Genomic DNA, 24,783 nt, shown 5'->3' with positions numbered 1-24,783 from the left:
GGGGGAGAAGGGGACGGCGTGGCGCGTGAGAAAATCAAATACTTCGTCAGGCTTGCGGCAGGTTCGGGCAAAGCCTACAATTTTATTGATTGATTGATTGATTGATTGATTGCATGGCATTTCTGTATCGGCGCGGGGAGTTTGTCTTTGCATATTTTAGCATTGCGGCCTGTCCGTGTCAGCGGCTTCCCTATCCGGAAGCGTTCAAATCGTTTAAACTTGCACAATCCGGCTGCCGCACCGTTTGGGTGTGCCGCCCGTCTGTCCTACCTGCGGAACACATATGAAACTTATCTATACCTTCATCAAAATCATTATCCTGCTGCTCTTTCTGCTGCTTGCCGTTATTAACACAGATACGGTTACCTTTTCCTATCTTCCGGGGCAGAGTGTCAATTTGCCGCTGATTGTCGTATTGTTCGGCGCGTTTGTCGTCGGCATCATGTTCGGAATGTTTGCCCTGTTCGGGCGGCTGCTGTTCTTGCGCGGCGAAAACAGCCGCCTGCGTGCGGAAGTGAAGAAAAGTGCGCGCTTGAGCGGACAGGAATTGACTGCGCCGCCGGCACAAAATGCTGCCGAATCTGCCAAACAGCCTTGAGAAAGCCGATATGGACAATGAATTGTGGATTATCCTGCTGCCGATTATCCTTTTGCCCGTTTTCTTCGCGATGGGCTGGTTTGCCGCCCGCGTGGATATGAAGACTGTATTAAAGCAGGCAAAAAGCATACCGTCGGGATTTTACAAAAGTCTGGATGCCTTGGTTGACCGCAACAGCGGACGTGCCGCCAGAGAGTTGGCAGAGGTCATCGATCAGCAGCCTCAGTCATACGACTTGAACCTCACCCTAGGCAAGCTTTACCGTCAGCGTGGCGAAAACGACAAAGCCATCAATATGCACCGGACGCTGCTCGACTCCCCCGACACGGTCGGAGAAAAGCGTGCGCGCGTCCTGTTCGAATTGGCGCAAAACTACCAAAGCGCGGGGTTGGTCGATCGGGCCGAACAGATTTTCCTCAGTCTGCAAGACGGTAAAATGGCGCGTGAAGCCAGACAGCACCTGCTCAATATCTACCAGCAGGACAGGGATTGGGAAAAAGCGATTGAAACCGCCCAACTGCTCAGTCACGAAGAACAGACATATCAGTTTGAAATCGCACAGTTTTATTGCGAACTTGCACAGGCTTCATTGTTTAAGTCCAATTTTGATGTTGCACGTTTTAATGTCGGTAAAGCCCTTGAGGCCAACAAAAGATGTACCCGTGCCAATATGATTTTAGGCGACATTGAATACAGGCAGGGCAATTTTCCTGCATCGGTTGAAGCGTATGCCGCCATCGAGCAGCAAAATCATGCCTATTTGAGTATGGTCGGAGAGAAACTTTATGACGCCTATGCGGCGCAAGGAAAGCCTGAAGAAGGATTAAATCGCCTGATAGGGTATATGCAGACCTTCCCAGAACTTGATTTGATTAACGTCGTGTACGAGAAATCCTTATTGCTCAGGGGGGAGAAAGAGGCTGCACAAACTGCTATCGAGCTTGTTCGGCGCAAACCGGACTTGAACGGTGTTTACCGCCTGCTCGGTTTAAGAATCAGCGATATGGATCCGACTTGGAAAGCCGATGCGGACATGATGCGTTCTGTGGTGGGCAGGCAGCTCCAACGCAGCGTGATGTACCGGTGCCGAAACTGCCACTTCAAATCCCAAGTCTTTTTCTGGCACTGTCCCGCCTGCAACAAATGGCAGACGTTTACGCCAAACAAAATCGAGGTTTAACCACTACCGAGAGGAACACAAAAATGCGTTTACTCCATACCATGCTCCGTGTGGGCAATCTTGAAAAATCCCTTGATTTTTACCAAAACGTTTTGGGCATGAAACTACTCCGCCGAAAAGATTATCCCGAGGGCAGATTTACCCTTGCCTTCGTCGGTTACGGCGATGAAGCCGACAGCACGGTTTTGGAATTGACGCACAACTGGGATACGGAACGATACGACTTGGGCAACGCTTACGGACACATCGCGATTGAAGTGGACGATGCCTACGAAGCCTGCGAACGTGTGAAGCGTCAGGGCGGAAACGTCGTCCGCGAAGCCGGCCCGATGAAACACGGCACAACCGTGATAGCCTTCGTCGAAGACCCCGACGGCTACAAAATCGAGTTTATTCAAAAGAAAAGCGGCGACGATTCGGTTGCCTATGCGAATACCTGATACCGCCGCCGCCAATGCCGTCTGAAGCCTTTAGGGGGTTCAGACGGCATTTTTTATAGTGGATTAAATTTAAATCAGGACAAGGCGACGAAGCCGCAGACAGTACAAATAGTACGGCAAGGCGAGGTAACGCCGTACTGGTTTAAATTTAATCCACTATATTGCCGGCGGTTTGCTGTTTGAGCCTGTGCCGGGTCAAACTTTATCCGTTACACCGATAAGGCAAAAAAAGATGCCGTCTGAAACGGCATCCTTGATCTGCGAAAGGGCAGTTGGGAATCAAATACCCAATTCCTGAGCCAATGCTTGGGCACGTTTGAGTACATCACCTTCCGCTTCTTCCAGCAATTCCTGCACTGTCTCGGCAGCGGCATCGCGGTCGCCGATTTCGAGATACATTTTGGCAAGGTCGTATTTCGCTTCGGACGGTGCGTCAGAACCCACAGATTCCGAAGTGAAACCGGTATCTGCATTGTTCGGGATATTCTCTTCCGCAAGGGAAATGCTCCAATCTACCGTTTCTTTTTCCCCGTCTTTCAGGAAGTCGGGCAAAGCGTCTGCCTCAGAGGTGTTGGAATCAGGCGTTTCCAAAGTGATTTCCGTTACATTTTCCTCAACAGCCGGTGCTTCAGAAGGCTGAAGCAGTGCGGACAAATCGTCTGCGGCGGTGTGGAAGTCGGGCGTTTCGGCAACAGTTTCCGTTACATTTTCCTCAACAGCCGGTGCTTCAGAAGGCTGAAGCAGTGCGGACAAATCGTCTGCGGCGGTGTGGAAGTCGGACGTTTCGGCAACAGTTTCCGTTACATTTTCCTCAACAGCCGGTGCTTCAGCAGGCTGAAGCAATGTGGACAAATCGTCTGCGGTGGCGTTGAAATCAGGTATTTCGGCAACGGTTTCTGCTGCGGTGTCCCCAACGTCAGGCGTTTCAAACGGTTGCAGCAGCGCGGACAAATCATCGGCAACGGTTTCCGTTACATTTTCCTTAACAGCCGGTGCTTCAGCAGGTTGCAACAGTGCGGACAAATCGTCTGCGGTGGCGTTGAAATCGGGCGTTTCAGGCGCAGTTTCCGCGACGGCATCGGTTTCGTACACTTTCAGGAAATCGTGCAACTCTTCCGGTGTTTGGACTTCGGCAACTGTTTTTTCCAAGATGGTTTCGGGCGAGGAAGCCTTCAGGAAGCCTGCCAGTCCGGAGGGTGCGGCAGGTTTTGCGGAAGCTGTTTCTTCTGTGCCGATATGGTTGTTTGAGAATAGGTTGTTGTAGAAATCGGTATCGACGGTTTCCGGTTTGTTTTCGGCAGTTTGGGCGACAGATTCCGGTTTGGGCGTGTCGATGACGATTTTGACAGGGTTGTACGGGTTGAAGGTCTCGGGCTCGTACACGCTGTCTGTGGATTCGATTTTGTTCCAATCGGCATCCGCGCGTTTTTGGGTTTCTTCATCCTGCGTAAGTGCGCCGGACAAAATGCCGTTTTGTGCGGCTGCCAGGCTGTCGAAATCCAAGTCGATGTGGTTGGAAGGAGTATCGGTTTCGACATCGAACGTTTGTTTTGCCGATAACTCTTCTTCAGATTCCCCACCTAAGGCAAGTGTGTCGTTTACATCGTTTTTCGGAGCGGGTTCGGGCGTTGCCGGAGTTTCGACTTCGGCAAAGGTAATTTCTATGCCGTCGTCTGCCGCGTCGTCAAGGTCAAGCTCTTCTTCAGGGACGGATTCTTCGGTACGGCGCGCGCGTTTGGATTGGGTAAGGCGCAAAAGCAGCAGCAGGGCAATCAATGCCGCGCCTCCGCCGGCAAGCAGCAAGGTGTACGAACCGTCGAACAGACCGTCAAATAGTCCGCTTTCGGTTTCTTCTTCGGCAGGAACCTGTTCGACAGGTTCGGCAACGGGTTCGGCGGCAACTTCACTGGCTGTTTCCGCAACAGGTTCGGAAACGGCGTTGCCGATTTCGTCGGTCGGCGTGTCGATGGCAGAAGCGGCGGCTTCTTGGGGGGCGGATTCGGCAGCAGTTTCCGATGCGGCAGTATTTGCAGCGGGTACAGGTTCGGGTTGGCGTTCTGTCGCCGAAGCCGGAGTTTCGGACACTGCGGGTTTGGGTTCGGGTCGAACGGCCGGTTTTTCCGCTTTTGCTTCGGGCGCGGCAACTTTTGCTTCAGGTTTTTCAACCGGTTTTTCGACAGGTTTCTCTATCGGTTTCTCTATCGGTTTCTCTATCGGTTTCTCTACCGTTGCCTGTTTGGACGGTTCAGACGGCATGGATGCAGTTTCGGCTTTGGGTTTCGCCGTTTGCAGCTTGGGTTGTTCCGCTTTGATTTTTTTGGGTGCTGCCGCTTTGATCCTATTCAGATTCGGAATGTGAAGCACGCTGCCCGCACGCAGTCTGCCGTGTGCGGAAACATTTGGGTTTGCCTTCAGTAGCGCATCGGCAACCTGTTCGAGCGTCAGGTGTTTCGGACGGATGGCGGCGGCAATCTGTTTGAGCGTTTCGCCTTTGCGGACGGTATGGGTTTTGCCGTTATGCGCCGGTTTGACGGCTGCGTTCGCGCTGTCTTTTTTATCGGTTTTGCGGAGGGCTTTGGTGTTTTGATTTTCTTGGGACTCTGCTTTCGGAGCGGTTTTGCGGTGTGTCTTGCCGTCTGAAAGTGCAGATTTGGTTTTGGGCGAGTAGCCGACAGGATCGAGGATGGCGGTGTATTCGCGTACCTGCGCGCCTGCACCGATGCGGAACACCAGGACGGGATCGCGGACTGCCTGCGCGGAAGAAACGGCAATGACGGCTTTGTCGCCCAACTTGTGGACTTTGGCGGTCAGGCCTTTTTCGGAAACGGTAACGCTGCCGCCGCCTAGCAGGGTTTTGGCTTCTTCGCCGGTTACGGTAATGCTGCCGGAAAAGGGTTCGTCAAGGTTGGACTGGATATTCAGTCCGCCCAGTCCCGCATGTGCCTGAAAGGATGCGGCAACTGCGATGGAGGCGGCAATCAGTTTGATTTGTCTGTTGTTTTTCAAGATGTATCCCCTGTGGGTTGGCGGCTGAATACGGTCTGACCGCGTACAGTCTGTAAATTTCGTCATCAGGCATCGGCAATACGGACGATAGGGTGCGGATAGGCAGAGGTTCCGGCCGAAGCTGTATTTTAAAGCCAATTTTACAAATTATGACATATCTCCATCTTTTTTCAAAAACATCTGTGCATATTTGCATTAATCAAAACAAAATTTGTTGGTTTTGCAGGTGCAAAAATAGGGTTCTGCCTGTATGATTAGCGTTTATTTGATTTGCTTTCTCATTTGGATATGAAATTTGTCAGCGACCTTTTGTCCGTCATCTTGTTTTTTGCTACTTATACCGTTACCAAAAATATGATTGCCGCTACGGCGGTTGCCTTGGTTGCAGGCGTGGTTCAGGCGGCTTTCCTGTATTGGAAGCATAAAAGGCTGGATACGATGCAGTGGGTCGGACTGGTGCTGATTGTCGTATTCGGCGGCGCAACCATTGTTTTGGGCGACAGCCGCTTCATTATGTGGAAGCCGACAGTATTGTTCTGGTGCGGGGCATTATTCCTGCTGGGCAGCCACCTTGCGGGTAAAAACGGCTTGAAGGCGAGTATCGGCAGGGAGATTCAGCTTCCGGATGCCGTATGGGCGAAATTGACTTATATGTGGGTCAGTTTTCTGATTTTTATGGGTATTGCCAACTGGTTTGTGTTTACTAGGTTTGAAGCGCAATGGGTTAACTATAAGATGTTCGGTTCGACTGCGCTGATGCTTGTTTTCTTTATTATTCAGGGTATTTATCTGAGTACCTATCTGAAAAAGGAGGATTGACTGTGGAATATTTTATGTTGCTGGCAACAGACGGGGAGAATGTGCATGAAGCGCGTATGGCGGCACGTCCCGAACACCTCAAACGGCTGGAGACGCTGAAGTCGAAAGGTCGGCTGTTGACGGCAGGCCCAAACCCGCTGCCGGACAATCCCGAACGTGTTTCGGGCAGTCTGATTGTGGCGCAGTTCGAGTCTTTGGATGCGGCGCAGGCTTGGGCGGAAGACGATCCCTATGTTCATGCAGGCGTGTATAGCGAAGTGCTGATTAAACCGTTTAAAGCGGTGTTCAAATAATGCCGGCCGTCGATTTGATCCGCGAACGCCTGCAGACGCTCGACCCTCTAGTGTTGGAAATCGGCGATGAGAGCCATCTGCACAAAGGACACGCGGGCAATACCGGCGGCGGACATTATGCCGTTTTGGTTGTCAGCGGCCGTTTTGAAGGCGTAAGCCGCCTGAACCGCCAGAAAACGGTCAAATCGCTGCTCAAAGATTTGTTTTCAGACGGCATCATCCACGCGCTCGGCATCCGGGCGGCTGCCCCTGACGAGTATTTCCATACGGCGGACTGAATGAAGTCTGCCCGAACATTTCAATTTAAAATTTAAAGAGAGAAGATTATGAAAGCAAAAATCCTGACTTCCGTTGCACTGCTTGCCTGTTCAGGCAGCCTGTTTGCCCAAACGCTGGCAACCGTCAACGGTCAGAAAATCGACAGTTCCGTCATTGACGCACAGGTTGCCGCATTCCGTGCGGAAAACAGCCGTGCCGAAGACACGCCGCAACTGCGCCAATCCCTACTGGAAAACGAAGTGGTCAACACCGTGGTCGCGCAGGAAGTCAAACGTTTGAAACTCGACCAGTCGGCAGAGTTTAAAGACACGTTGGCCAAATTGCGTGCCGAAGCGAAGAAGTCGGGCGACGACAAGAAACCGTCCTTCAAAACCCTCTGGTCGGCTCTAGAATACGAATTGAACGGCAGGGCATACGCGCTGCACATCGCCAAAACCCAACCGGTTTCCGAGCAGGAAGTAAAAGCCGCATATGACAATATCAGCGGTTTTTACAAAGGTACGCAGGAAGTCCAGTTAGGCGAAATCCTGACCGACAAGGAAGAAAATGCGAAAAAAGCGGTTGCCGACTTGAAGGCGAAAAAAGGTTTTGATGCCGTTTTGAAACAATACTCGCTCAACGACCGCACCAAACAGACCGGCGCGCCGGACGGATATGTGCCGCTGAAAGATTTGGAACAGGGTGTTCCGCCGCTTTATCAGGCAATTAAGGACTTGAAAAAAGGCGAATTTACGGCAACGCCGCTGAAAAACGGCGATTTCTACGGCGTTTATTATGTCAACGACCGCCGCGAGGTGAAAGTGCCTTCTTTTGACGAAATGAAAGGACAGATTGCTGGTGATTTGCAGGCGGAACAAATCGACCGTGCCGTCGGCGCGCTGTTGGGCAAGGCAGACATCAAACCTGCAAAATAATCTGAAAACGGGATACGGCGGCAAGACGTTCAGACAAGCGTTTTGCCGCCGCACAGGACAGGGAATACCATGAAACAGAAAAAAACCGCTGCCGCAGTTATTGCTGCAATGTTGGCAGGTTTTGCGGCAGCCAAAGCACCCGAAATCGACCCGGCTTTGGTGGATACGCTGGTGGCGCAGATCATGCAGCAGGCAGACCGGCATGCGGAGCAGTCCCAAAAATCGGACGGGCAGGCAATCCGAAACGATGCCGTCCGTCAACTGCAAACTTTGGAAGTTTTGAAAAACGGGGCGTTGCAGGCCGGATTGGATAAGGATAAAGGCGTTCAAAACCGCTTTAAAATTGCCGAAGCGTCTTTTTACGCCCAAGAATACGTCCGCTTTTTGGAACGTTCGGAAACGGTTTCCGAAGACGAGCTGCACAAGTTTTACGAACAGCAAATCCGTATGATCAAATTGCAGCAGGTCAGCTTTGCCACTGAAGAAGAGGCACGTCAGGCGCAGCAGCTCCTGCTCAAAGGGCTATCTTTTGAAGGGCTGATGAAGCGTTATCCGAACGACGAACAGGCTTTTGACGGTTTCATTATGGCGCAGCAGCTTCCCGAGCCGCTGGCTTCGCAGTTTGCCGCGATGAATCGGGGCGACGTTACCCGCAATCCGGTCAAATTGGGCGAACGCTATTACCTGTTCAAACTCAGCGAGGTTGGGAAAAACCCCGACGCGCAACCTTTCGAGCTGGTCAGAAACCAATTGGAGCAGGGTTTGAAACAAGAAAAAGTCCGCTTGAAAATCGATGCCCTTTTGGAAGAAAACGGTGTCAAACCGTAATGGCATTTCCGATACCGATGCCGTCTGAAGCCTTTTCAGACGGCATTGCACGTTCAGGTAAGGAGGACGGCTTATGCGTGCGGTGATACAGAAAACGGTAGGTGCAAAGGTGGATGTCGTGTCCGAAAGCGGTGCGGAAACCGTCGGCAGCATAGACGGCGGATTCGTCGTGCTGCTCGGTGTAACGCATAGCGACACAGAAAAAGATGCACGCTATATCGCCGACAAAATCGCCCATTTGCGCGTGTTTGAAGACGAAGCGGGCAAGCTGAACCTGTCTTTGAAAGATGTCGGCGGCGCGGTGCTGCTGGTGTCGCAGTTTACGCTTTATGCCGATGCGGCAAGCGGTCGGCGGCCTTCGTTTTCCCAAGCTGCACCTGCAGAACAGGCGCAGCAGCTTTACCTGCGAACGGCGGAGCTGTTGCGCGGACACGGGATTCATGTCGAAACAGGGCGTTTCCGTACGCATATGCAGGTGTCGCTCTGCAACGACGGGCCGGTAACCATACTGCTGGACTCTTTCATGACGCGGATTTCCCCAAAAATGAAGGTTGTTCCGGATTGAAATTGAATCCGCAATGATGAAATATCGACAATGAACGACAATACATACACCCTTCCCCCGCGCCGCCTTTCCGTTGCGCCGATGTTGGACTGGACGGACAGGCACTACCGTTATATGGCACGCCAGATTACCCGAAATACTTGGCTGTACAGCGAAATGGTCAATGCCGGTGCGATTGTTTACGGCGACAAAGACCGCTTTTTGATGTTCAACGAAGGCGAGCAGCCCGTCGCCCTGCAACTGGGCGGCAGCAACCCGTCCGATTTGGCCAAAGCCGCCAAAGCCGCCGAGGCATACGGTTACAATGAGGTCAATTTAAACTGCGGCTGCCCCAGCCCGCGCGTGCAGAAAGGCGCGTTCGGCGCGTGTCTGATGAACGAAGTCGGGCTGGTTGCCGACTGCCTTAACGCCATGCAGGACGCGGTCGGGATCCCCGTTACCGTCAAACACCGCATCGGTGTGGACAGGCAGACCGAATACCAAACCGTTGCCGATTTCGTCGGCACGCTGCGTGACAAAACCGCCTGCAAAACCTTTATCGTCCACGCCCGCAACGCATGGCTGGACGGACTTTCCCCCAAAGAAAACCGCGATGTTCCGCCCTTGAAATACGATTACGTTTACCGTCTTAAGCAGGAGTTTCCCGAGCTGGAAATCATCATCAACGGCGGTATTACCACCAACGAAGCAATCGCCGGACACCTGCAACACGTTGACGGCGTGATGGTCGGGCGCGAGGCGTACCATAATCCGATGGTGATGCGCGAATGGGACAGATTGTTTTACGGCGACACCCGCAGCCCGATCGAATACGCCGATTTGGTGCAACGCCTCTACACATACAGCCAAGCCCAAATCCAAGCCGGACGCGGCACAATCTTGCGCCACATCGTCCGCCACAGCCTCGGGCTGATGCACGGCTTGAAAGGCGCGCGGACTTGGCGGCGTATGCTTTCCGACGCAATGCTCTTGAAAGATAACGACGGCAGCCTGATTCTCGAAGCGTGGAAAGAGGTTGAGCGGGCAAATACGCGCGAATAGGGCGGGGCTGTATGTGTGAAATGCCGTCTGAAGGTTTCAGACGGCATTTGTGCGTTTGTCGGACGGTGTTTAGGGGGCGGTAACGGCGTGTTTCGGCACTTTGCCCATATCCCAGTGCGCCACCGCCCAGTCGAGCAGTTCGGCAGGGCGGTCGGTTTCCGGTGCTTCGGGCAGCTTGAGGTAACGGAACACTTGGCGGAGGAGTTGTTCGCGGCGGTTTAAATCCAATGCGGGGGCGAGCGTCTGCTTCGACCATTTTTGCCCTTGCGCGTTGGTCAGCAGCGGCAGGTGGGCATATTGCGGTGTCGGAACGCCCAAACACTGCTGCAAATAGATTTGGCGCGGCGTGGAAACAAGCAGGTCTTGTCCGCGGACGATGTGGGTAACTCCCTGTTCGGCATCGTCGGCAACGACGGCGAGCTGGTATGCCCAGTAACCGTCTGCACGAAGCAGGACGAAATCGCCGATGTCGCGGGCGAGGTTTTGGGCGTAACCGCCGACGATGCCGTCTGAAAAACCGATAACGCGGTCGGGGACGCGGATGCGCCACGCCGGATGTTTGCCTTGCAGTGCAGGGCGTTGGTCGGGGTGGCGGCAGCGTCCGTTATAGACGAACCCGTCTGCGCCCCGCCTTGCCCCGGCCTGCCAGTCTTTGCGGCTGCAATGGCAGGGATAGACCAGTCCGGCGGTTTTCAGACGGCATAGGGTTTCTTCATACAGGGCGTAACGGCGGCTCTGATAGGCGACTTCTCCGTCCCACTCGAATCCGAATGCCTCAAGCGTGCGCAGGATATGGCTTGCCGCCCCCGCCATTTCGCGCGGCGGATCGAGGTCTTCCATGCGGACCAGCCATCTTCCGCCGTTTGAGCGTGCATCGGCATAGGAAGCGACGGCGGTCAGCAGCGAGCCGATGTGGAGCAGCCCGGTCGGGCTGGGGGCGAAACGTCCTGTGTACATATTTGGTACAGCCCCTTTATTTAAGACTATTAATCAAAGCCATTATCTCATCTTTATTCAGTTCCATCCCGGGCTCTTCAAGCAAGGTTAAATCATATAGGGCATTATATTGTTCTTCGGTAGCTGAATCATCAACTTCGCCACTCGTGCTTGTACTAACACAGCAGTTTCTCGTTGGCGTTCCCCTGTTACAATTGCACTAATGCAAGTGTAACAATCTCCACACCCAGCATCATTTGCATGATGCGGGATATTTTTTAAGGAAATTTTATGGAGTTTTTTTTAGCGGTTTGGCATTCAATATTTGATTTCATAACTGGTCTATTTATATTTAAACCATGGAAAGAAGATACGGCAAAAAATAAAATAAAAAGTTTAGCTTTACTTTTCTTTCTGACAATTTGTGGCTTTATTTTTTATATTTTAGTCTTTTAAAGCAAAGCACATAAAAAACATGAAAATAATGAAAAATCAATAGCAAAATTATTCATTATTAACCCATACTCCACCATTTAGCTTGTTTCTTCTGTATTTGCCGCTCTGCTTGGCGTTGCTGCTCTATCGCTTGGTTAGCTGCACCATAATTGCGCTCTGACATAAGACCGGACGAGAAAAAATCGAAGGCTCTATTTGCAATTCGCTCATTACTTGCATTTCTATCAACCGGTTTCGTCAATTCTTTATATATATTCGGTTTTTTCCGTCATTCCCGCGCAGGCGGGAATCCAGTCCGTCGGGTTTCGGTTTTTTCCGATAGATTCCTGCCGCCTCGGGGTTCTGGATTCCCACTTTCGTGGGAATGACGAAAGCAGTGGGAATGACGAAATATGTATGGGGAGATACCAGATCCTTAAAAATCAGATCTGAATAAATTTCATTGGGTGAAATGATTTCGAGTGCTTTTGCCATGATTCTATTTCCTTTTGTGTTGGTGGGTAATGTTGAGTATTAACTTCTTGTCCATTAATATTTTTAGAGTGAACCCCCGATATGCCCCACTGTATCCGGTCAAAAGGGCGATGCCGTCTGAAAGCCTTTCAGACGGCATCGGGGATGAAAAGTTTAAACCAACGGTGCGAGCAGTTTTTCAAACGCTTCTTCAAACTGTTTCAAACCGTCTTCCTGCAAGCGGTTGGCGAGGGTTTCTACGTCTATACCGAGCGCGGCGGTTTCGGCAAGCTGCGCTTTCGCTTCTTCCACGCCTTCGGTCAGCGTGGCTTTGGCTGTGCCGTGGTCGATGAAGGCTTTGAGCGTGGCATCGGGAACGGTGTTGACGGTGTGTGCGCCGATCAGGCTGTCAACGTAGAGTGTGTCGGAATAGGCCGGGTTTTTCACGCCGGTAGATGCCCATAAAAGCTGCACGCGGTTTGCGCCTTCGGCCTCCAGTGCGGCAAATTCGCTGCTGCTGAAGTATTGCGCCCAGTCTTGGTAGGCGGTTTTGGCAAGGGCGATGGCGATTTTGCCTTTGAGGTGGTCGGGCAGGGTGGCGTCCAATGCGGCATCAACACGGGAAATAAAGAAGCTGGCGACAACTTGGATATGGGAAACGTCGTGTCCTGCTTCCAAACGTTTGGCAATGCCGCGCGTGTAGGCGGCATAGGCTTTGAGGGTTTGGGCGCGGGAGAACAGCAGCGTGAGGTTGACGCTGATGCCGTCTGAAACGAGGGTTTCGAGCGCATCGATGCCTGCGTCGGTGGCGGGAACTTTAATCATGGTGTTTTTACGGCCGATGGCGGCGTGCAGGCGGCGCGCTTCTTCAACCGTGCCTTGCGCGTCTTTGGATAACTCAGGCGAAACTTCGAGGCTGACGAAGCCGGTTTTGCCGCCGGTGGATTCGTGTTCGGCAAGACAGATGCCGCAGGCGGCACGCACATCGGCAACCGCCATGGTTTCGTAGCGTTGTTTGGGGCTGAGGTTTTGCTGCTTGAGGGCGGCAACCTCGTCGGCATAAAGCGCGTCGCCGGCGAAGGCTTTTTGGAAAATGGCGGGATTGGAAGTTACGCCGCACACGCCTTGTTTCAACATTTGCGCCAATTCGCCGCTTTGCACCAGCGAGCGGGAAAGGTTGTCCAGCCAGATTTGTTGTCCTAATGCTTTAACGTCCGATAAAATAGTCATTTCTGATTCCTTTGGATGGATGGCGGGGTTTGAATGCTTATGCTACCCCGATTCGGAAATTTTGGGTAGTTTTATTACAGCAAAGGCGGATTGCGATGGTAGGAAACGGAAAATATCTCGACTGGGCGCGCGAAGTGTTGCACACCGAAGCGGAAGGCTTGCGCGAAATTGCGGCGGATTTGGACGAAAACTTCGCCCGCGCGGCAGACGCGCTGTTGCGCTGCACGGGCAGGGTCGTCATCACGGGGATGGGCAAGTCGGGACACGTCGGGCGCAAAATCGCGGCAACGATGGCCTCGACCGGCACGCCTGCGTTTTTCGTCCATCCTGCGGAAGCGGCACACGGCGATTTGGGGATGATTGTGGATAACGATGTCGTCGTCGCCATTTCCAATTCCGGCGAAAGCGACGAAATCGCCGCCATCATTCCCGCGCTCAAACGCAAAAACATCACGCTTGTCTGCATCACCGCCCGCCCCGGTTCGACGATGGCGCGTTATGCCGACATCCACATCACCGCATCGGTTTCTCAAGAAGCCTGCCCGCTGGGGCTTGCCCCGACCAGCAGCACCACCGCCGTGATGGCTTTGGGCGACGCGTTGGCGGTCGTCCTGCTGCGCGCGCGCGCGTTCACGCCCGACGATTTCGCCTTGAGCCATCCTGCCGGCAGCCTCGGCAAACGCCTGCTTTTGCGCGTTGCCGACATTATGCACAAAGGCGGCGGCCTGCCTGCCGTCCGGCTCGGCACACCTTTAAAAGAAGCCATCGTCAGTATGAGCGAAAAAGGGCTGGGGATGCTGGCGGTAACGGACGGGCAAGGCCGTCTGAAAGGCGTGTTTACCGACGGCGATTTGCGCCGCCTGTTCCAACGGCGCGACAGCCTTGCCGGCCTTCAGGTGGAGGAAATGATGCATACGCAGCCCAAAACCATCGCCGCCGGATGCCTTGCCGCCGAAGCGTTGAAAGTGATGCAGGCAAGCCACATCAACGGTCTTTTGGTAACCGATGCCGACGGCGTGCTGATCGGCGCGCTGAATATGCACGACCTTTTGGCGGCACGGATTGTATAAGGCGGCGCAGCCGTTTCAGACGGCATTTGTGCTAAAATGTGCCGTCTGAAAACAAGGAAATCCCATGCAGGCACTTTCTCCCGAATTACAGGCGCGCGCCGCCAAAATCAAACTGCTGATATTGGATGTGGACGGCGTTTTGACCGACGGGCGCATCTTCATCCGCGATAACGGCGAAGAAATCAAATCGTTTCACACGCTGGACGGACACGGTTTGAAGATGCTTCAGGCAAGCGGCGTGCAGACTGCGATTATCACAGGTCGGGACGCGCCCTCCGTCGGCATCCGCGTCAAACAGTTGGGCATAAATTACTACTTCAAAGGCATTTCGGACAAACGCGCCGCGTATGAAGAGCTGCGCGAGCATGCAGGCGTGGAAGAAGCCGAGTGTGCCTTTGTCGGCGACGACGTGGTCGATTTGCCGGTGATGGTGCGCTGCGGATTGCCGGTTGCTGTCTCCGACGCACATTGGTTTACGCTGCAACACGCCGCCTATATTGCCAAACGCCCCGGCGGTGCGGGCGCGGTGCGCGAAGTGTGCGACCTGATTATGCGCGCGAAAGGTACGCTGGGCGCGGCTTTGAACGAGTACATCAAATGAAAGTAAGATGGCGGTACGGAATTGCGTTCCCATTGATATTGGCGGTTGCCTTGGGCGGTCTGTCGGCATGGTTGGGTCGTATCAGCGAAGTCGAAATCGAGGAAGTCAGGCTCAATCCCGACGAACCTCAATACACAATGGACGGCTTGGACGGCAGGCGGTTTGACGAACAGGGATACTTGAAAGAACATTTGAGCTCGAAGGGCGCGAAACAGTTTCCGGAAAGCAGCGATATACATTTCGAGTCGCCGCACCTTTCCTTCTTCCAAGAAGGCAGGCTGTTGTACGAAGTCGGCAGCGATGAAGCCGTTTACCATACCGAAAACAAACAGGTTCTTTTTAAAAACAACGTTGTGCTGACCAAAACCGCCGACGGCAGGCGGCAGGCGGGTACGGTAAAAACCGACAAGCTTCACGTCGATACCGAATCTCAATATGCCCAAACCGATACGCCTGTCAGTTTCCAATATGGTGCATCGCACGGTCAGGCGGGCGGCATGACTTACGACCACAAAACAGGCCTGTTGAACTTCTCATCTAAAGTGAAAGCCACGATTTATGATACAAAAAATATGTAAAATTTTTGTTTTAATAGCATTTTTTTCGGCATCCCCCGCTTTTGCCCTTCAAAGCGACAGCAGACAGCCCATCCAAATCGAAGCCGACCAAGGTTCGCTAGACCAGGCAAACCAAAGCACCACCTTTAGCGGCAATGTCGTCATCAGACAGGGTACGCTCAACATTTCCGCCGCCCGCGTCAACGTAACGCGTAATGATAAAGGCGAACAGTTTATGAAAGCCGACGGCTCGCCCGTGCGCTTCAGCCAAACGTTGGACGGGGGCAAAGGGACGGTGCGCGGTCAGGCAAACAACGTTGCTTATTCGTCTGCAGGCAGCACCGTAGTCTTAACTGGTAATGCCAAAGTACAGCGCGGCGGCGATGTCGCCGAAGGCGCGGTGATTACATACAACACCAAAACCGAAGTCTATACCATCAGCGGCAGCACGAAATCCGGCGCAAAATCCGCTTCCAAATCCGGCAGGGTCAGCGTCATCATCCAGCCTTCGAGTACGCAAAAATCCGAATAATCCTGATGCCGTCTAAAACATAAACCCGGTTCGGACGGCATATGCCGACCGAAGAGATTGAAGAGATATTTATGAGCGCAAACGTCAGCCGCCTTGTTGTTCAAAACCTGCAAAAAAGTTTCAAAAAACGCCAAGTCGTTAAAAGCTTCTCCCTCGAAATCGAAAGCGGAGAAGTCGTCGGCCTGCTCGGGCCCAACGGTGCGGGTAAAACCACCAGCTTCTACATGATTGTCGGACTCATTGCCGCCGATGCGGGCAGCGTGATGCTGGACGGGCAGGAATTGCGCCACCTGCCCATACACGAACGCGCCCTCCTCGGTGTCGGCTACCTGCCGCAGGAAGCCTCGATATTCCGCAAAATGACAGTTGAACAGAATATCCGCGCCATCTTGGAAATCAGAACCAAAGATAAAAATCAAATCGACAGCGAAATCGAAAAACTGCTCGCCGACCTCAATATCGGACACCTGCGTCGCAGCCCCGCACCGTCGCTGTCCGGCGGCGAACGGCGGCGCGTCGAAATCGCCCGTGTCCTCGCCATGAAACCACGCTTCATCCTTTTGGACGAACCCTTTGCAGGTGTCGATCCGATTGCCGTCATCGACATCCAGAAAATCATCGGTTTCCTCAAATCGCGCGGCATCGGCGTACTGATTACCGACCACAACGTCCGCGAAACCCTCAGCATTTGCGACCGCGCCTACATTATTTCGGACGGTGCGGTGCTGGCATCCGGCAAGCCCGACGACTTGGTCGGCAATGAAAAAGTCCGCGCCGTCTATTTGGGCGAGAACTTCAAATATTGAAGCGTTTTGCCGTCTGAAAAGCAGAACATCGCCGAACAAACGGCAAAAAACCGATTTGCACTATTTTTCTGTGAAATTAATTTAAACTTAAAACATCGACTTAGTCGGTTGGGTAAAAAATATCGACAAATCCGCTTGCGTGTTGTCCCGAAGTTTGGTTTAATACGCATCTCTTAACGAGACAGACAAAGGCCAGATAGCTCAGTTGGTAGAGCAACGGATTGAAAATCCGTGTGTCGGCGGTTCGATTCCGCCTCTGGCCACCAAAAAACCGCTGATAAGCGGTTATTTTTTTGTCTGCCGTTTTTGGGAAGTTGTCCGTGTCGGACACGTTTTGTGTCTGACCATTATGTAGAAGGACAAAAGTGATAATGACCGCCCCGTTGCGTTTTGGAGAAGAGGGTAAAGGCAGAAAGCATATGCCGTCTGAATGATATTTCAGACGGCATTTTATATTGCGGCGGCACTCAGTCCGTGTCGTCTTCAGGCAATTCTGCCGAACCCATGCGTTTGAGCACGATATTGGTTTTGTTGCGCAGCCGTTTGCTTTTCGGATGGTCGGCGTAGTAGAGCGGGGCGGGGACGCGGGCAGTCAGTTTCGCCGCCTGCTGTTTGGTCAGCTTGGCGGCGGGTATCTTATAAAAATACCGGGATGCGGCTTCCGCGCCGAAAACGCCGTAGTGCCATTCGATTGAGTTTAAATACAGTTCGAAAATCCTGTCTTTGTCGGTAACGGCTTCCATCATCGCGGTAATCGCCGCTTCTTCGCCTTTGCGGATATAGCTGCGGCTTTCGTTTAAAAACAGGTTTTTGGCAAGCTGCTGGCTGATGGTTGATCCGCCCGCCTTCACTTCGCCGCTGTTCCGGTTGCGCCTGATGGCGTTTTGAATGCCGCCCCAATCAAAGCCGCCGTGTCCGGCAAAATGGGCATCTTCGGAAGCAATCAGGGCTTTTTTCAGGTTGGTGGAAATGCGGTCGTAGGGAACCCAGCGGTAATCCAGGGCGACATTGCGTCCTTCTTGTTCAAATTGCTTCATCCGCATCGACATAAAGGCGGTTTGATGCGGCGCGACGGCGCGGTAGGTGATGATGTTGCCGTACACATAAGCGTTGAAGAAAATGAAGATGCCGATGGGCAGGGCAATCAGCCATTTGATGATGCGGAACATGGTTACAGGGCTTTCATGTATTCGATAATGGGGCGGATATCTGGTTTGAAACCGCGCCAGAGGGCGTAGGAAGCCGCCGCCTGACCGACCAGCATACCCAGTCCGTTGGCGGTTTGTTTCGCGCCCGATTGCCGGGCAAAGTTCAAAAACGCCTGCGCCGCGTCGCCGTAAACCATATCGTAGGCAAGGCGGCAGTTGCGGAAAATTTCAGGGCTGACGGCAGGAAGCTGACCGCTCAAGCCGCCGGACGTGCCGTTGATGATGATATCAAAACCGCCGTTCAAATCCGCCATCGGGACGGCTTCAGTGCCGAAAAGCCGCGCCAATTCCTCGGCTTTGGCGTGGGTACGGTTGGCAATGACGATACGGGCAGGGCGGTGTTCTTTCAAAACCGGAATCACGCCGCGCACCGCGCCGCCTGCGCCGAGCAATAGGATATTTTTGCCTTCAATTTCTGTGTGTTGCACCTTCACTATATCGCCGACCAAGCCCAAACCGTCGGTGTTGTCGCCACGCAGCTTGCCGTTTTTCAACAGAATCAGCGTATTGACCGCACCTGCCGCTAATGCGCGGTCGGAATGCTCGTCCGCCAGATGAAACGCTTCCCACTTGAACGGTACGGTAACGTTTGCCCCGCAACCGCCTGTTTCAAAAAATGTCGAAACCGCCTGTGCAAAACCGTCGATGTCGGCGCAAATGCGTTCGTATTCAATGTCAACGCCTTCCTGAAGGGCAAATTGTTGATGAATCTGCGGCGATTTGCTGTGGGCGACGGGGTTGCCGAAAACGGCGTAGCGGGGGAGGGCGTGCATAGTCATATTCCATCAAGGCGGGGCGGTCATTTTATAACGGCGGCGCGAAGATGGGAATGATGCCGTCTGAAATGGCGTCCAGACGGCATCTGTTTTGTCGGCATTCGGACAAAAGGGCGGGCATTCCGCTTGGAAAGGATAAACCGAAGCATATTGTTGACAATCTTGCCGTCTGAAACTATATTTTACAGCTTGGAATTTGACGCAGGGCGAGTTTCAGACGGCATGGACGTGGTAGAATCATGCTGGCTTTGCGTCAAGCCGCCGCGTTCCGCATATTTTGCTATTTCCCTTTTTCAGGAGCTGAAAAATGTCTATTAAAAACGCCGTAAAATTGATTGAAGAAAGCGAAGCCCGCTTTGTCGATTTGCGCTTTACCGATACCAAAGGCAAGCAGCACCACTTTACTGTGCCTGCGCGCATCGTGTTGGAAGATCCCGAAGAGTGGTTTGAAAACGGTCAGGCGTTTGACGGTTCGTCCATCGGCGGCTGGAAAGGCATTCAGGCTTCCGATATGCAGTTGCGCCCCGATCCCGCCACGGCGTTTGTCGATCCTTTTTATGATGATGCGACCGTCGTGTTCACTTGCGATGTGATCGACCCCGCCGACGGTCAGGGTTACGACCGAGACCCGCGTTCCATCGCACGCCGCGCCGAGGCCTATTTGAAATCTTCCGGCATCGGCGACACGGCCTATTTCGGCCCCGAACCCGAATTCTTCGTCTTCGACGGCGTAGAATTTGAAACCGATATGCACAAAACCCGTTACGAAATCACGTCCGAAAGCGGTGCGTGGGCAAGCGGTCTGCATATGGACGGTCAAAACACCGGACACCGCCCCGCCGTCAAAGGCGGCTACGCGCCCGTCGCGCCGATTGACTGCGGTCAGGATTTGCGTTCGGCGATGGTGAATATTTTGGAAGGACTCGGCATCGAAGTCGAAGTGCACCACAGCGAAGTCGGTACCGGCAGCCAAATGGAAATCGGTACGAAGTTCAGCACGCTGGTCAAACGCGCCGACCAAACCCAAGATATGAAATACGTCATCCAAAACGTTGCCCACAATTTCGGCAAAACCGCCACCTTTATGCCCAAACCGATTATGGGCGACAACGGCAGCGGTATGCACGTTCACCAATCCATCTGGAAAGACGGTCAAAACCTGTTTTCAGGCGACGGCTATGCCGGCTTGAGCGACACCGCGCTCTACTACATCGGCGGCATCATCAAACACGCCAAGGCCTTGAACGCGATTACCAATCCGTCCACCAACTCCTACAAACGCCTCGTGCCGCACTTTGAAGCGCCGACCAAATTGGCTTATTCCGCCAAAAACCGTTCCGCTTCCATCCGCATTCCGTCTGTAAACAGCAGCAAAGCACGCCGTATCGAAGCGCGTTTCCCCGATCCGACCGCCAACCCGTATTTGGCATTTGCCGCCCTGCTGATGGCCGGTTTGGACGGTATTCAAAACAAAATCCATCCGGGCGACCCTGCCGATAAAAACCTGTACGATCTGCCGCCGGAAGAAGATGCATTGGTGCCGACCGTTTGCGCTTCTTTGGAAGAAGCACTGGCCGCGCTCAAAGCCGACCACGAATTCCTGCTGCGTGGCGGCGTGTTCAGCAAAGACTGGATCGACAGTTACATCGCCTTCAAAGAAGAAGATGTCCGCCGTATCCGCATGGCACCGCATCCGCTGGAATTTGAAATGTATTACAGCCTGTAACCTCTCAGGTTTCAGTAGAAATGCCGTCTGAACAAAGTTTCAGACGGCATTTTGCATTTGAACGGCAAAACGGCGGAGCAGGGGCGGTGTTTTTCAGCGGTTGGGCGATATTTGCTACAATAGGCTTTTGTTTCTTGGCTGTTTGAACCATGACTGTATCGAAATCAGGTTTTATCGGGCAAATCTTTTCCCGCAATATGCTCGTCTGTATTTTTACGGGGTTTACCTCGGGGCTGCCGCTGTACTTTCTGATTAACCTGATTCCGGCGTGGTTACGCAGCGAGCAGGTGGATTTGAAGAGCATCGGGCTGATGGCGTTAATCGGTCTGCCGTTTACTTGGAAATTTTTGTGGTCGCCGCTGATGGACGCAGTCAGAGTTCCCATTTTGGGCCGGCGGCGCGGGTGGATGCTGCTGACGCAGGCAGGTTTGCTGGCGGCTTTGGCGGCATATGCCTTTTTAAACCCCCGTAATCATCTGCCGTTGATTGCCGGCTTGTCGGTGCTTGTTGCTTTTTTTTCCGCCAGTCAGGACATTGTATTGGATGCGTTCAGGCGCGAGATTTTGTCGGACGAAGAATTGGGTTTGGGCAACTCTGTTCATGTGAACGCCTACCGGGTTGCCGCTTTGGTTCCGGGTTCATTGAGTTTGGTGTTGGCAGACAGGATGCCGTGGCCGGAGGTGTTTGTCATCACTTCGCTGTTTATGCTGCCCGGTCTTCTGATGACGCTGTTTCTCGCGCGCGAACCCGTGTTGCCGCCTGCCGTTCCTAAAACGTTGAAGCAGACCGTGGTAGAGCCGTTTAAAGAATTTTTTACGCGCAAGGGCATCGCTTCGGCGGTGTGCGTGCTGCTGTTTATTTTTCTTTACAAACTCGGCGATAGTATGGCAACTGCGTTGGCAACGCCGTTTTATCTGGATATGGGTTTCAGCAAGACCGACATCGGTTTGATTGCCAAAAATGCAGGACTGTGGCCGGCAGTGGCGGCAGGTATCTTGGGCGGCGTGTGGATGTTGAAAATCGGCGTAAACAAAGCCTTGTGGCTATTCGGCGCGGTGCAGGCTGTAACCGTTTTGGGGTTTGTATGGCTGGCAGGGTTCGGACATTTCGACACGGTCGGTACGGGCGAGAGGCTGATGCTGGCGGCAGTTATCGGCGCAGAGGCAGTCGGCATGGGTTTGGGGACGGCAGCGTTCGTATCGTATATGGCGCGCGAGACCAATCCCGCGTTTACGGCAACGCAGCTCGCGCTGTTTACCAGTCTGTCCGCTGTTCCCCGTACGGTCATCAATTCCTTTGCCGGTTATCTGATCGAATGGCTCGGTTATGTACCGTTTTTCCAGTTGTGTTTCATACTTGCCCTGCCAGGTATGCTGCTGTTGCTGAAAGTTGCGCCTTGGAATGGGGAAAAAACTCAGGATACAGGCAGATGAACGCGTCAAATTGGAGCGTTTACCTGATATTGTGTGAAAACAGCGCGTTCTATTGCGGCATCAGCACGAATCCGCAACAGCGGCTTGACGCCCACGCTTCCGGAAAAGGCGCGAAATATACCCGCGTATTCAAACCAGTAGCGATGCGTATCGTTGCAGGCGGGATGGATAAAGGCACTGCGCTCAAACAGGAAATCGCCGTCAAAAAACTGACCGCCGCACAAAAACGGAAATTGTGGGAACAGGCGGAAAAAATGCCGTCTGAAACCTGACGGTTCAGGTTCGGACGGCAGTTGGCAGCAATCAGGGAAAAGCGGGGCAGGCGGTAAGGAAAACCGATGTTTCAACACACAGGACGGCACATAAAGCGTCGCCCTATGAAAGTGAAGGCATATATCAGTATTTTTTATACGCCAACAGAAAAGAATACGATGAACTGTTGGTTAGATTTGTATTAATCAATCAGTATATTTTTTATACCGAGGTATTTTTCCTTATCGGTATCCCTTCTTTTATGAGGATGCCTGCCGCTCATATAAAGAACGGGGAAGACCCGATGGGAAAATATGGTACAGCTTTCGATATCGCACAATATGTCAACTTAAAGAGTTAGTATCTACCATAACATATTCTTTAACTAATTTCTAAGCTTGAAATTATGAGACCATATGCTACTACCATTTATCAACTTTTTATTTTGTTTATTGGGAGTGTTTTTACTATGACCTCATGTAAACCTGTTAATGAACAAACCAGTTTCAACAATCCCGAGCCAATGACAGGATTTGAACATACGGTTACATTTGATTTTCAGGGCACCAAAATGGTTATCCCCTATGGCTATCTTGCACGGTATACGCAAGACAATGCCACAAAATGGCTTTCTGACACGCCCGGGCAGGATGCTTACTCCATTAATTTGATAGAGATTAGTGTCTATTACAAAAAAACCGACCAAGGCTGGGTTCTTGAGCCATACAACCAGCAGAACAAAGCGCACTTTATCCAATTTCTACGCGACGGTTTGGATAGCGTGGACGATATTGTTATCCGAAAAGAGGCGTGTCATTTGAATCAAGACTTAGGAAAATCGTTGCTTGATTTGGGATTTAAAAAAATCCCGTCTGTCTATCCTGAATATGAAGCTTATGAAGATAAAAGGTCGATTCCTGAAAACCCATATATTCATGAACGACAGTATATTAAGAAAGGAGAAAATCCGGCGATTATTATTCATCAGAACTATCATAGGTATGGAGAGAACGATTACAGTACTAACGTAGGTTCCTGTATTAACGGTTTCACGGTACAGTATTACCCGTTTATTCGGGAAAAGCAGCAGCTCACACAGCAGGAGTTGGTAGGTTATCACCAACAAGTAGAGCAATTGGTACAGAGTTTTGTAAACAATTCAAGTAAAAAATAATTTAAAGGATCTTATTATGAATGAGGGTGAAGTTGTTTTAACACCAGAACAAATCCAAACCTTGTATGGTTATGCTTCCCGTGGCGATACCTATGGCGGTTGGCGTTATTTGGCTAATTTGGGTGACCGTTATGCGGATGATGCTGCTGCAATTGTCGGTAAGGATGCAAACTTAAATGGTTTGAATTTATGGATGAAAAAAGGGGTGGAAAACCTATGGGATGATACGGTCGGTAAAAAGACCCGTTTAATGTGTATTTCCGTTTTTTGGATTGTGGTTTTCAATTTGTAGCGAATCGGATTCGGCATATACGGCATTGCAAAAAGCGGTTGACTCTCCAATGCCGTCTGAAAACCGGTTTCAGACGGCATTTGCGTTCAGTAAGAAAGGTCGCGCTTGTCGCCCGAACGTCTCGCCGCAGCCTCTGCATAACGGCGCACCTCTTTTTCCAAGTCTTCCAAGTTCAAAGGAAAATCAGGCAGTTTGTCTCCCTGTTTCTCTTCGCGGATAATCCGCCCGCCATCCAAATACCACGTCTGTTGCGCATGATAGGTCTGTATATCCGCCGTTACGCCATCCGCTTTCAATGCTACCGTCGAAGATTGTGCAATAAAAAGATTTCCGTTTTTCAAATAATATTCGAAACTCTGGCGTTTTTTTCCATTGTCGAAACTCCAATAGACTTTTTGCGGCAGACCGTCCGCATCATAGCCGACCACAAGACTGTTTGCCTTCATCCCTCGTGGCATCAATTCCCGCATATTCTGATAAAACACATAATCGCGCGAGTCCGATGCAATCCGGTTGCTCTCTTCGCGGAAGTCCCAAACCTTCTGCTCATCATTCGCGACATCCCGGTATTTCGCCAAATATACCTGAGCCATTTGATAACACCCGAGACAATGCTCATAAACATCTTCCCCGATTTTCCCGCGCCCCGCCGCATCAAATACCGAACCGTCCGGTTGCCAAATAACCCGATATTCTCCTGTCGTTTCATAATTTTCCCCGTGAACCGTTCCGCCGTACACATTTACAGAAAACGGACGATCGTTCCGATACAGATATTCGGCATTAACAAACGCTTCCGGCGAGCGTTGCAAAAGCGAAACCGCAACCAAACCGCCCTCGCCGATATAGTAATCCAGCCAAACCTCTTCCCCATGTTCCTGCTCCGTTACGTGAAACCATTTCGCCTTTTCTTTCAAACGACTGAGCCGGATAGCGAGCGCGAGATAATCCTTCTCCGACTGCAACGGACCGTCATCCACAGTTTCGGCAAGGCTTTCCTCCGTCCTTATCGATTCCTTCACGATGACGACCGCCCTGTCGGCATTTCGGAACAGGCGGGCAAGTTTCGCCACAAAAGCATTCGGATTTTCAGGTATTTCAGTTGCCGTATCGCTCAAAAACCAACGCGGATTAATCTCATAGGCAATACCCTTCCCCAGCCAAAAGGCAAATACAAGTGCAAAAAATGACAACAATACCGGTTTGAATTTTTTAAACATATTTATTTTCCGTTTAACAGGATATATCGATTATATCAGACGAGCTTTAATTGTTTGATTTTTAATCTAATCTACGGTTGCTGCCGTACTTTAAAAAC

The 24,783-nt window shown here is 52.0% G+C and carries 29 protein-coding genes, 1 tRNA gene and 1 pseudogene; 23 read left to right on the top strand and 8 right to left on the bottom strand.

Going from position 1 to position 24,783, the window contains the following annotated elements:
* The first annotated feature begins 283 nt into the window (after nt 1–283).
* The 4 genes and pseudogenes from Q9J32_RS07835 to Q9J32_RS07820 form a co-directional block, all read left to right on the top strand.
* Nucleotides 284–598 (top strand): LapA family protein, encoded by a 315-nt coding sequence (locus tag Q9J32_RS07835; RefSeq protein ID WP_301885578.1) that lies wholly within the window; start codon nt 284–286, stop codon nt 596–598.
* 10 nt (nt 599–608) lie between these two features.
* A complete protein-coding gene (gene lapB / locus Q9J32_RS07830) occupies nt 609–1,778 on the top strand; it encodes a lipopolysaccharide assembly protein LapB (protein ID WP_301885663.1) in 1,170 nt (389 codons plus the stop codon).
* Between the two features lie 23 nt (nt 1,779–1,801).
* Nucleotides 1,802–2,218 (top strand): lactoylglutathione lyase, encoded by a 417-nt coding sequence (gloA, locus tag Q9J32_RS07825; RefSeq protein ID WP_301885577.1) that lies wholly within the window; start codon nt 1,802–1,804, stop codon nt 2,216–2,218.
* A 6-nt stretch (nt 2,219–2,224) separates the two neighbouring features.
* Nucleotides 2,225–2,380: pseudogene (locus Q9J32_RS07820) on the top strand (IS5/IS1182 family transposase); the annotation flags it as partial.
* A gap of 117 nt (nt 2,381–2,497) precedes the next feature.
* Here Q9J32_RS07820 and tspA read toward each other — a convergent pair.
* Nucleotides 2,498–5,224, bottom strand: coding sequence for a FimV/HubP family polar landmark-like protein TspA (gene tspA / locus Q9J32_RS07815; protein WP_304675396.1), 2,727 nt, complete (start codon nt 5,222–5,224; stop codon nt 2,498–2,500).
* A 288-nt stretch (nt 5,225–5,512) separates the two neighbouring features.
* Between tspA and Q9J32_RS07810 the strand changes: the two genes are divergently transcribed.
* The 7 genes from Q9J32_RS07810 to dusA all read left to right on the top strand — a co-directional run bounded on the left by Q9J32_RS07810 (nt 5,513) and on the right by dusA (nt 9,963).
* Complete coding sequence (locus Q9J32_RS07810; RefSeq protein WP_301885574.1) at nt 5,513–6,043, top strand: septation protein A; 531 nt, start codon at nt 5,513–5,515, stop codon at nt 6,041–6,043.
* A 2-nt stretch (nt 6,044–6,045) separates the two neighbouring features.
* Nucleotides 6,046–6,336, top strand: coding sequence for a YciI family protein (locus Q9J32_RS07805; protein WP_301885572.1), 291 nt, complete (start codon nt 6,046–6,048; stop codon nt 6,334–6,336).
* On the top strand, nt 6,336–6,614 hold the full coding sequence (locus tag Q9J32_RS07800) for a BolA family protein (protein ID WP_002212349.1): 279 nt from the start codon (nt 6,336–6,338) through the stop codon (nt 6,612–6,614). The genes Q9J32_RS07805 and Q9J32_RS07800 overlap by 1 nt, the downstream gene beginning before the upstream one ends.
* Nucleotides 6,615–6,662: 48 nt before the next feature.
* Entirely contained in the window at nt 6,663–7,529 is an 867-nt protein-coding gene (locus Q9J32_RS07795) for a peptidyl-prolyl cis-trans isomerase (protein WP_301885570.1), read from the top strand.
* Between the two features lie 69 nt (nt 7,530–7,598).
* Nucleotides 7,599–8,357 (top strand): peptidylprolyl isomerase, encoded by a 759-nt coding sequence (locus tag Q9J32_RS07790; protein WP_301885569.1) that lies wholly within the window; start codon nt 7,599–7,601, stop codon nt 8,355–8,357.
* Between the two features lie 73 nt (nt 8,358–8,430).
* A complete protein-coding gene (gene dtd, locus Q9J32_RS07785) occupies nt 8,431–8,922 on the top strand; it encodes a D-aminoacyl-tRNA deacylase (RefSeq protein ID WP_301818077.1) in 492 nt (163 codons plus the stop codon).
* A 30-nt stretch (nt 8,923–8,952) separates the two neighbouring features.
* The gene (dusA, locus tag Q9J32_RS07780; protein WP_301885568.1) at nt 8,953–9,963 is read left to right on the top strand and encodes a tRNA dihydrouridine(20/20a) synthase DusA; all 1,011 of its coding nucleotides are present in this window, start codon (nt 8,953–8,955) and stop codon (nt 9,961–9,963) included.
* Nucleotides 9,964–10,032: 69 nt separating this feature from the next.
* On the opposite strand, the gene gluQRS is transcribed toward dusA, so the two are convergent.
* From gluQRS to tal, 4 genes are all read right to left on the bottom strand, one after another.
* Complete coding sequence (gluQRS, locus tag Q9J32_RS07775) at nt 10,033–10,920, bottom strand: tRNA glutamyl-Q(34) synthetase GluQRS (RefSeq protein WP_301885567.1); 888 nt, start codon at nt 10,918–10,920, stop codon at nt 10,033–10,035.
* A 493-nt stretch (nt 10,921–11,413) separates the two neighbouring features.
* Complete coding sequence (locus Q9J32_RS10215; protein WP_439652140.1) at nt 11,414–11,608, bottom strand: hypothetical protein; 195 nt, start codon at nt 11,606–11,608, stop codon at nt 11,414–11,416.
* On the bottom strand, nt 11,593–11,829 hold the full coding sequence (locus Q9J32_RS07770) for a hypothetical protein (protein WP_301885672.1): 237 nt from the start codon (nt 11,827–11,829) through the stop codon (nt 11,593–11,595). Before Q9J32_RS07770 ends, Q9J32_RS10215 begins: the two co-directional genes overlap by 16 nt.
* A 153-nt stretch (nt 11,830–11,982) precedes the next feature.
* On the bottom strand, nt 11,983–13,038 hold the full coding sequence (gene tal, locus Q9J32_RS07765) for a transaldolase (protein ID WP_301885566.1): 1,056 nt from the start codon (nt 13,036–13,038) through the stop codon (nt 11,983–11,985).
* A gap of 95 nt (nt 13,039–13,133) precedes the next feature.
* On the opposite strand from tal, the gene Q9J32_RS07760 reads away from it, so the two are divergent.
* The 6 genes from Q9J32_RS07760 to Q9J32_RS07735 all read left to right on the top strand — a co-directional run bounded on the left by Q9J32_RS07760 (nt 13,134) and on the right by Q9J32_RS07735 (nt 16,870).
* Entirely contained in the window at nt 13,134–14,108 is a 975-nt protein-coding gene (locus Q9J32_RS07760; protein WP_301885565.1) for a KpsF/GutQ family sugar-phosphate isomerase, read from the top strand.
* Nucleotides 14,109–14,172: 64 nt separating this feature from the next.
* Nucleotides 14,173–14,709, top strand: coding sequence for a KdsC family phosphatase (locus tag Q9J32_RS07755; protein WP_301885564.1), 537 nt, complete (start codon nt 14,173–14,175; stop codon nt 14,707–14,709).
* Nucleotides 14,706–15,287 (top strand): LPS export ABC transporter periplasmic protein LptC, encoded by a 582-nt coding sequence (gene lptC / locus Q9J32_RS07750; protein ID WP_301885563.1) that lies wholly within the window; start codon nt 14,706–14,708, stop codon nt 15,285–15,287. The genes Q9J32_RS07755 and lptC overlap by 4 nt, the downstream gene beginning before the upstream one ends.
* Nucleotides 15,268–15,798: a lipopolysaccharide transport periplasmic protein LptA gene (lptA, locus tag Q9J32_RS07745; protein ID WP_003750289.1), complete on the top strand. Its 531-nt coding sequence runs from the start codon at nt 15,268–15,270 to the stop codon at nt 15,796–15,798. Before lptC ends, lptA begins: the two co-directional genes overlap by 20 nt.
* A 71-nt stretch (nt 15,799–15,869) precedes the next feature.
* Nucleotides 15,870–16,604: an LPS export ABC transporter ATP-binding protein gene (lptB, locus tag Q9J32_RS07740; protein ID WP_301885661.1), complete on the top strand. Its 735-nt coding sequence runs from the start codon at nt 15,870–15,872 to the stop codon at nt 16,602–16,604.
* Nucleotides 16,605–16,794: 190 nt separating this feature from the next.
* Nucleotides 16,795–16,870 (top strand) — tRNA-Phe (locus Q9J32_RS07735).
* Nucleotides 16,871–17,071: 201 nt separating this feature from the next.
* Here Q9J32_RS07735 and mtgA read toward each other — a convergent pair.
* Complete coding sequence (gene mtgA / locus Q9J32_RS07730; RefSeq protein WP_301885562.1) at nt 17,072–17,773, bottom strand: monofunctional biosynthetic peptidoglycan transglycosylase; 702 nt, start codon at nt 17,771–17,773, stop codon at nt 17,072–17,074.
* A 2-nt stretch (nt 17,774–17,775) separates the two neighbouring features.
* Nucleotides 17,776–18,585, bottom strand: coding sequence for a shikimate dehydrogenase (gene aroE, locus Q9J32_RS07725; RefSeq protein ID WP_301885560.1), 810 nt, complete (start codon nt 18,583–18,585; stop codon nt 17,776–17,778).
* Between the two features lie 165 nt (nt 18,586–18,750).
* On the opposite strand from aroE, the gene Q9J32_RS07720 reads away from it, so the two are divergent.
* The 6 genes from Q9J32_RS07720 (at nt 18,751) to Q9J32_RS07695 (ending at nt 23,465) form a co-directional block, all read left to right on the top strand.
* The gene (locus Q9J32_RS07720) at nt 18,751–18,906 is read left to right on the top strand and encodes a hypothetical protein (RefSeq protein ID WP_301885559.1); all 156 of its coding nucleotides are present in this window, start codon (nt 18,751–18,753) and stop codon (nt 18,904–18,906) included.
* Nucleotides 18,896–20,314, top strand: a complete 1,419-nt coding sequence (gene glnA / locus Q9J32_RS07715) for a type I glutamate--ammonia ligase (protein WP_301885558.1) — start codon at nt 18,896–18,898, stop codon at nt 20,312–20,314. Before Q9J32_RS07720 ends, glnA begins: the two co-directional genes overlap by 11 nt.
* Before the next feature lie 149 nt (nt 20,315–20,463).
* Complete coding sequence (locus Q9J32_RS07710) at nt 20,464–21,747, top strand: MFS transporter (RefSeq protein ID WP_301885557.1); 1,284 nt, start codon at nt 20,464–20,466, stop codon at nt 21,745–21,747.
* Nucleotides 21,744–22,019 carry a GIY-YIG nuclease family protein gene (locus Q9J32_RS07705; RefSeq protein ID WP_050890903.1) on the top strand — a complete coding sequence of 92 codons (276 nt, stop codon included), beginning with the start codon at nt 21,744–21,746 and terminating at the stop codon, nt 22,017–22,019. The genes Q9J32_RS07710 and Q9J32_RS07705 overlap by 4 nt, the downstream gene beginning before the upstream one ends.
* Nucleotides 22,020–22,405: 386 nt before the next feature.
* The gene (locus tag Q9J32_RS07700; RefSeq protein ID WP_301818064.1) at nt 22,406–23,173 is read left to right on the top strand and encodes an RTX iron-regulated FrpC family protein; all 768 of its coding nucleotides are present in this window, start codon (nt 22,406–22,408) and stop codon (nt 23,171–23,173) included.
* A gap of 16 nt (nt 23,174–23,189) precedes the next feature.
* The gene (locus tag Q9J32_RS07695; RefSeq protein WP_301885555.1) at nt 23,190–23,465 is read left to right on the top strand and encodes a hypothetical protein; all 276 of its coding nucleotides are present in this window, start codon (nt 23,190–23,192) and stop codon (nt 23,463–23,465) included.
* An 86-nt stretch (nt 23,466–23,551) separates the two neighbouring features.
* On the opposite strand, the gene Q9J32_RS07690 is transcribed toward Q9J32_RS07695, so the two are convergent.
* Nucleotides 23,552–24,685 (bottom strand): hypothetical protein, encoded by a 1,134-nt coding sequence (locus tag Q9J32_RS07690; protein ID WP_301885554.1) that lies wholly within the window; start codon nt 24,683–24,685, stop codon nt 23,552–23,554.
* Nucleotides 24,686–24,783: the final 98 nt, after the last annotated feature.

The sequence above is a fragment of the Neisseria uirgultaei genome (genome assembly GCF_962719845.1).
Taxonomy (GTDB): domain Bacteria; phylum Pseudomonadota; class Gammaproteobacteria; order Burkholderiales; family Neisseriaceae; genus Neisseria; species Neisseria bergeri.
This window is presented reverse-complemented; position numbering and strand designations above follow the sequence as displayed.